The 6,546-nt window shown below is 63.4% G+C and carries 6 protein-coding genes; 1 reads left to right on the top strand and 5 read right to left on the bottom strand.

Going from position 1 to position 6,546, the window contains the following annotated elements; all coding sequences use genetic code 11:
• On the top strand, positions 1 to 961 hold a 961-nt coding region (locus tag B3P22_RS20150), incomplete at its 5' end, for a beta-ketoacyl synthase N-terminal-like domain-containing protein (protein ID WP_296272313.1).
• A 57-nt stretch (positions 962 to 1,018) separates the two neighbouring features.
• Here the strand turns inward: B3P22_RS20150 and B3P22_RS20145 are convergent.
• The 5 genes from B3P22_RS20145 to B3P22_RS20125 all read right to left on the bottom strand — a co-directional run bounded on the left by B3P22_RS20145 (position 1,019) and on the right by B3P22_RS20125 (position 6,507).
• Positions 1,019 to 2,581: a methyl-accepting chemotaxis protein gene (locus tag B3P22_RS20145; protein ID WP_419096449.1), complete on the bottom strand. Its 1,563-nt coding sequence runs from the start codon at positions 2,579 to 2,581 to the stop codon at positions 1,019 to 1,021.
• Positions 2,582 to 2,781: 200 nt separating this feature from the next.
• On the bottom strand, positions 2,782 to 3,132 hold the full coding sequence (locus tag B3P22_RS20140; RefSeq protein WP_296272311.1) for a hypothetical protein: 351 nt from the start codon (positions 3,130 to 3,132) through the stop codon (positions 2,782 to 2,784).
• A 4-nt stretch (positions 3,133 to 3,136) separates the two neighbouring features.
• The gene (locus tag B3P22_RS20135; protein WP_296272310.1) at positions 3,137 to 3,817 is read right to left on the bottom strand and encodes a dual specificity protein phosphatase family protein; all 681 of its coding nucleotides are present in this window, start codon (positions 3,815 to 3,817) and stop codon (positions 3,137 to 3,139) included.
• Positions 3,814 to 4,539: a phosphatase PAP2 family protein gene (locus tag B3P22_RS20130; protein WP_296272309.1), complete on the bottom strand. Its 726-nt coding sequence runs from the start codon at positions 4,537 to 4,539 to the stop codon at positions 3,814 to 3,816. Before B3P22_RS20130 ends, B3P22_RS20135 begins: the two co-directional genes overlap by 4 nt.
• 9 nt (positions 4,540 to 4,548) lie before the next feature.
• Positions 4,549 to 6,507, bottom strand: a complete 1,959-nt coding sequence (locus B3P22_RS20125) for an LTA synthase family protein (protein ID WP_296272308.1) — start codon at positions 6,505 to 6,507, stop codon at positions 4,549 to 4,551.
• Positions 6,508 to 6,546 lie beyond the last annotated feature (39 nt).

Raw genomic sequence — 6,546 nt, 5'->3', positions numbered from 1 at the left:
ACTCAGCGAAGAGCAGATCTCCAACCCGCGCACCGGCCTGATCGCCGGTTCCGGTGGCGCTTCCACCGTCAACCAGATGGAAGCCATCGACACTCTGCGCGAGAAAGGCGTCAAGCGCGTCGGTCCGTACCGCGTGACCCGCACCATGGGCAGCACCGTATCGGCGTGCCTGGCCACCCCGTTCAAGATCAAGGGCGTCAACTTCTCCATCTCCTCGGCCTGTGCCACCAGCGCACACTGCATCGGCCAGGCCATGGAGCAGATCCAGCTGGGCAAGCAGGACGTGGTCTTCGCCGGTGGCGGTGAAGAGGAACACTGGAGCCAGAGCTGCCTGTTCGACGCCATGGGCGCCCTCTCCACCCAGTACAACGAAACCCCGGAAAAGGCCTCGCGCGCCTACGACGCCAAGCGTGACGGTTTCGTCATCGCCGGCGGCGGCGGCATGGTCGTGGTCGAGGAGCTGGAACACGCCCTGGCCCGTGGCGCCAAGATCTACGCGGAAATCGTCGGCTACGGCGCTACCAGCGACGGCTACGACATGGTCGCCCCGAGCGGCGAAGGTGCCATCCGCTGCATGCAGCAGGCCCTGGCCACCGTCGACACGCCAATCGACTACCTGAACACCCACGGCACCTCCACTCCGGTCGGCGATGTCGCCGAAATTCGTGGCGTACGTGAAGTGTTCGGCGACAAGGCCCCGGCCATCAGCTCGACCAAGAGCCTGTCCGGTCACAGCCTCGGCGCTGCCGGCGTGCAGGAAGCGATCTACTGCATGCTGATGATGGAAGGCAACTTCATCGCCGGCTCGGCCAACATCGACGAGCTCGACCCGGAAGTGGCCGACCTGCCGATCCAGCTCAAGACCGTCGAGAACGCCAAGCTCGATACCGTGATGAGCAACAGCTTCGGCTTTGGTGGCACCAACGCCACCCTCGTGCTCAAGCGCTGGGCCGGCAAGTAATTGCTGCTGCGGTAAAGAAACGGCGCCTTCGGGCGCCGTTTTCGTTTGTCCCGCGCCTCAGACCTTGAAGCGCGCCACCAGGTTATTGAGGTCGACTGCCAGGCGCGACAGCTCCTGGCTCGCTGCGCTGGTCTGATTGGCACCAGCGGAAGTCTGCATCGACAGGTCGCGGATATTCACCAGGTTGCGGTCCACCTCGCGCGCCACCTGTGCCTGCTCCTCGGATGCGCTGGCGATCACCAGGTTGCGTTCGTTGATCGAGGAAATCGCCTGGGTGATCTGCTCCAGCGCGACGCCTGCGGCCTGGGCCACTTCCAGCGTCGAACGGGCGCGGCCATTGCTGCTCTGCATGGCGTTGACGGCGCGATCCGTACCGCTCTGAATACCGCCGATCATCTGCTCGATCTCCTGGGTCGACTGCTGGGTGCGATGCGCCAGCGCGCGTACTTCGTCCGCGACCACGGCGAAGCCGCGCCCGGCATCGCCAGCACGGGCCGCCTCGATGGCGGCGTTGAGCGCCAGCAGGTTGGTTTGCTCGGCAATCGAACGAATCACGTCGAGCACCTTGCTGATTTCGTGCACGCGCTGCGCCAGCTGTTCCACCTCTCCCGACGTGGTGGTGACATCGGCGGCCAGCTGGCCAATCGAGTCGACGGTCTGGCGCACCTGCTCGCGTCCTTGCTGCGCAGTGACGTTCGATTCACGCGACGCCTCGGAGGTGCTTACCGCATTACGCGCCACTTCCTCGACTGCCGCGGTCATCTCGTTGACCGCCGTAGCCGCCTGCTCGATCTCGGTGTTCTGCTGATGCAGCCCGCGGGTCGAATCCTCGGTCACCGCATGCAGTTCTTCGGAAGCCGAGGCCAATTGGTTGGACGAATCGGCAATGCTCTGGATGGTGGTGCGCAGGCTTTGCTGCATGGTTCTCAGGGCAGCGAGCAGACGTGCTGGCTCGTCCTTGCCCTCGATCTGGAAATTCTGGGTCAGATCACCCGAAGCGACGATTTCTGCAGCTTCGACCGCCTGTTTCAGCGGCGCGACGATACTGCGTGTCAGCAGCATTGCGAGGATCACGGTCGCGATAGCGGCCAGTACGACCGCCAGGATGACCCCGTAACGCGCATTGTCATTGGCCGCAGCGATGTTTGCTACCGCGCTGCTGACCCCGCTGTCGTTGAGCGTAGCGAGTTCGGTCAATGCAGCAGCCAGAGCGTCGGCATGCCGACTCAACACGTCGGTAGCGAACCTGGCCGTGGCAGCATCGAAGTTACCGCCCTGAGCCAAGCGCAGAATCTCGGCGCGCTCTGCCAGGTAGTTCTTTTCTGCATCCAGGAATCGCTGAAAGACCTGCCGCTCTTCCTGAGAGCTGATCAAGGCTTCGTAACGCTCACGCACGCTGCTGGCGTGATCGAGCATCCCATTGGCGCGCGCAATCCCCTGCTCGGCCTTTTGCGTATCGCGTTCGACCAGTATGCGCAGGGTCAGGGCACGCACGCGCAGGACCGTCTGAGACAGATCGTTCAGCGCCATGATGCTGGGCACCCAGTTCTTCTCGACTTCCTGCGATTGCTTCTTGATGTTGTCCAGCGTCAGTAGTACCCACGCCCCCATCAGCACCATGAATAAGGCGACCAGACCAAAACCGAGCCCGGAGCGAGGGGCGATTGATAGATTCCGCAGCGACATGTTGTGAAACTCCCATTGCACGCAAATATTGAGTCATCCTCAGCCATACCTGGCGGAGAATCAGATAGGACGGTGCTTGCCCCTCTTTTTTATCGGCGACATTTCCGTGCACTTGATCACGAAAAAAAGAGAATTTACCGACGCAAGGCCTTCGCCATCGCTTGATCGACATGCCGACGCCATTCCTGGTCGCGCCAGTGATCCTCTCGGCGCTGCTCCCAGTCGTCGATGCGTTGCGCGTTTTCGCACTGATGAAATCCATCGTCCCAGCCCTGTGCGTACAAAGGTTCGTACCGGTACCGCGGCACATTCTTGGCGAACTGGCCGAGCGGGCCCGCCGCCGAGCGACCGCTGCTGCAGCCGGCTTCGAAACCATCGACGAAAGCTGGCGGATAACTGGCCGCCAGCATCTGCTCACGCAGGCTCTGGCAGCCGCTAATAGCCAGGAGAAACAGGCCGCCAAGCGCAAGACACGGAAGTTTCATTGGTTCACGCCCTCTCGATCATGCCCAGCAAGCGCTCGCTGAATACGCACATTGCCCACCGGCTGGTGCTGCACGCGCCGCTGGCCAGTGCCGAGCGCAACGCCGGGATATCGGCGTGGCGCAGGTAATGCTCGGCATCATCCATGCGCGACTCACCGCCAAAGCCGCCGCCGCGCATTTCCGCCAGTGCCTGTTCCTTGCTCCAGTGCTGGTAGATCACCCGGTACATTGCGGCGATAAGCCCCGTACGATTCTGTCCGTGCTTGCAGTGAATCAGCACCCGGCCACGGCCCTGCGCCTGGCGAATGCTACGTAGCACTTCGATGACGTCGGTATCGTCGATGCGGTCGGTACGCAGCGGCAGATGCACCTGAACAACCTTGGGATCCTTCAGCCACTGCTCATCGCCGCGCTGATAGAAGTTGATCACCGTGGCGATGCCCAGCGCCTGCAGCTCAGGCCAATCCCTGGCACTGGGCAAGGCGCTGCGATAGAGATTCGGCGCCATGCGATAGAGGTTGATGTGGCTGTCCAGCGGCTGCGCCCAGTTGGCCGGACGCACGGTTTGCGCCGGCACTGGCGCAGTGGTGGCCGCCCAGGCCCTGCTCAAGGGCAGCGCCAGCAGCGCACCGAAAAATACCAGCGTGGCCAACGCCAGACGCAGCCCCGGTAGGAATCTGTTCATCGGCAGGTTTCTCTCCATTCCAGCGAGTTGCGCGATGGCTGTTCGGCAGGTGCGCGATAGAGCAGCCAGCGGTAGGTCAGCACGCAGATGGTCCAATCGATCAGCAGCGTCCACAGGTTGTGCGAGAGAAAGTGCGCCCCTTGCAGCATGCGCCCCAGGGAGAACAGCGAGCCGAGCCCCAGCGCCACCAGCAGCGCAGTACGTGCCATCCGCGGCCTGCGGTCACGCAGGACGAAGAACAGTGCCAGCAGCGAGAACCCTGCCGAGGCATGGCCGCCCGGCCAGCAGCGGCCGGGATTGGCGGTCGGCGCGCGCTCGGCCAGCAGCGGAGTGAATTGCTCCTGGCCGCCGAACTCGCTCAGGCTCCAGGGGCAGTGCATGCCGGTCAGGGTTTTCAGCGGGGTGACCAGGGAAGTCGACAGCCCCAGTGCCAGCACCAGGTAACCGAGCTGACGACGCCAGACGCGCAGCCGCGTCGGCAGCAGGCTGAGCACAAAGCCTGCGATAGCCAGCGCACCGAGCAGGATCAGCGCCTGCTTGGCGCGGTCATGCAGGATGTCCTCGAGCCAGAAGCTGCTACGCCCGATGAAACCCAGTCCGGGTTCGTAGAACAGCCGCGTCAGGGCGAAATCCACCGGGCTGGGATCGAACGCCAGCAGCAGCGCCATCAGCAGTACCGGTATACCGAGCGCCACGCGAAAGTCGAAATAACGGGACGACATTTCCACTCCTTAGCGCGCGCTGAGTTGCTGGCTGGATTGGGCGTCTGGATGCCAGGCCATCAGGTGTTTACCGAAGGCATGACTGGCACCCTGGTAGTACGCGATGTCACGACGCAGCAGCGGATCGTCGCCATCGCTGCGCGACTCATGACTCAGCCCCAAGGCGTCGTCATGGCGGCGCATGCCCCGGCGCGGGCTGAGGATCGCCAGGTCCTTGCCGTCGAACAGTCCAAGATGCTGGTAGTTGCCCAGCAGCGCGCGGCCTGCGGGATGATCAGCACGTAACAGGTTGCGGCCGAAGAAGGTGGAGACGTAATCCAGATTGAGCAGGCCGAGCAGCGTCGGCGCCACGTCGATCTGGCTGGCGACGTCGGCGTATTCGGCCGGTTTGACGTATTTCGGGGCGTAGATGAACAGCGGGATGTGGTAGTTGGCCACCGGCAGATCCTCACGCCCGGCGCTACCGGCGGTATGGTCGGCGACGAAGACGAATAGCGTCTGATCGAACCAGGGCTTGCTGCGCGCCTCGGCGAGGAACTGGCCGATGGCGTAATCGGTGTACTTCACTGCCCCTTCGCGCCCCTCGCCGGAGGCAATGTCGATGCGCCCATCCGGGTAGGTGTAGGGACGGTGGTTGGAGGTGGTCATCAGTTGCAGGAGGAACGGCTTGCCGGCGGCGTGATCGGCATCGGCCACCTTGATCGCCTGGCGATAGAGGTCCTCGTCGGCCATGCCCCATGCGTTCTGGAAGCTCATCTCGGCCTCGTCGACGCTGCTCTGGTCGACGACGCGATAACCGTTGCCGCCGAAGAAGGCGTTCATATTGTCGAAATAGCCGCGGCCGCCGTAGACGAAGACGCTGTCGTAGCCCTGAGCGCTCAGTTGCTGGCCCAGGCTGGCGTAACCGGACTCACGGCCGATGCGCTTGACGATGGAGCGCCCCGGCGTCGGCGGCACCGACAGGGTCAGCGCTTCAAGGCCGCGGTCGGTGCGCGTGCCGGTGGCGTAGAAGTTGGTGAAAATCAGGGCCTGCTTGCGCAGCTCGTCAAGGTTCGGGGTCAGCCCGCGGGTGTCGCCGAAACTGCCCAGATACTTGGCACTCAGGCTCTCGATGGTCACCAGCACCACATTGAGCTTGCGCGGCGAGCCGGGGTTGTCGATCAGCCGGCGGATGTCCTGCGGATCGTTGCCGATGAAACGGGCATTAGGCTCGACCACTTCGGCACGCAACTGAGCGGCCACCGTCTGTTCTGGCAAGGTGGCGTAGAACTGCTGGTAATCCAGCTCGTTGTTACGGAATGCGGCGAAGAACTGGTACGGCCCGTTGCTCGCCAGCTCGCGCTGGTAGGTATTGCCACCCAAACCGCGTGGCGCGTCCTGCCCGACCAAGCCACTGCACAGGCCGGCCAGCAACGCCAGCATGACCAGCGTGCAGGCAGCCTGCAGCGCGGGCAGGCGCGGTGCCTCCAGCGCGGCCCGCAGCGGTCGTCGCAGCGCCAGCGTCAGGCCTATGGCCAGGACCGCCAGCAGGGCCAGCAAGGGATAGATCGGATAGGACTCAAGGATGTTGTCCACCACCTCCTTGGAGTAGACGAGGTAGTCCACGGCGATGAAGTTGAAACGTACGCCGAATTCGTCCCAGAACAGCCATTCGGCTACCGCGGTGAAGAACATCGCGAACAGGCTGACGGCCACCAGGGCGACCAGCAGGCGCTGATGCCAGCGACGGCGCCATAACCAGGCCGGACAGAGCAGCAGGTACAGGGTCAGCGGCAGCGCGGCGTACACCAGGAAGCTGAGGTCATAGACCAGGCCGACGCCATACAGGCCAAGCAGCCCCGGCAGCGTCACGCCCGCATCGCCCAGGTGCCCGAGCAGCAATACGCTGCGGGTGAGAAAAAACACTGCCAGCCAGGCAAGCAGAATGATCGACAGATAACGAAGTTGCGCGTAATGAAGCCGTGGCATCGTATGATCCTTGTAGGATGAACGAGCCGCAGTCTGCGA

The organism is Pseudomonas sp. UBA6323 (assembly GCF_002439135.1).
In the GTDB taxonomy this organism is placed as follows: domain Bacteria; phylum Pseudomonadota; class Gammaproteobacteria; order Pseudomonadales; family Pseudomonadaceae; genus Aquipseudomonas.
This window is presented reverse-complemented; position numbering and strand designations above follow the sequence as displayed.

Bases quoted from the DNA above. Each gene is read 5' to 3' on its own strand.
- B3P22_RS20145 (WP_419096449.1), bottom strand. From the start codon at position 2,581: ATGGTGCTGATGGGGGCGTGGGTACTACTGACGCTGGACAACATCAAG.
- B3P22_RS20140 (WP_296272311.1), bottom strand. From the start codon at position 3,132: ATGAAACTTCCGTGTCTTGCGCTTGGCGGCCTGTTTCTCCTGGCTATT.
- B3P22_RS20135 (WP_296272310.1), bottom strand. From the start codon at position 3,817: ATGAACAGATTCCTACCGGGGCTGCGTCTGGCGTTGGCCACGCTGGTA.
- B3P22_RS20130 (WP_296272309.1), bottom strand. From the start codon at position 4,539: ATGTCGTCCCGTTATTTCGACTTTCGCGTGGCGCTCGGTATACCGGTA.
- B3P22_RS20125 (WP_296272308.1), bottom strand. From the start codon at position 6,507: ATGCCACGGCTTCATTACGCGCAACTTCGTTATCTGTCGATCATTCTG.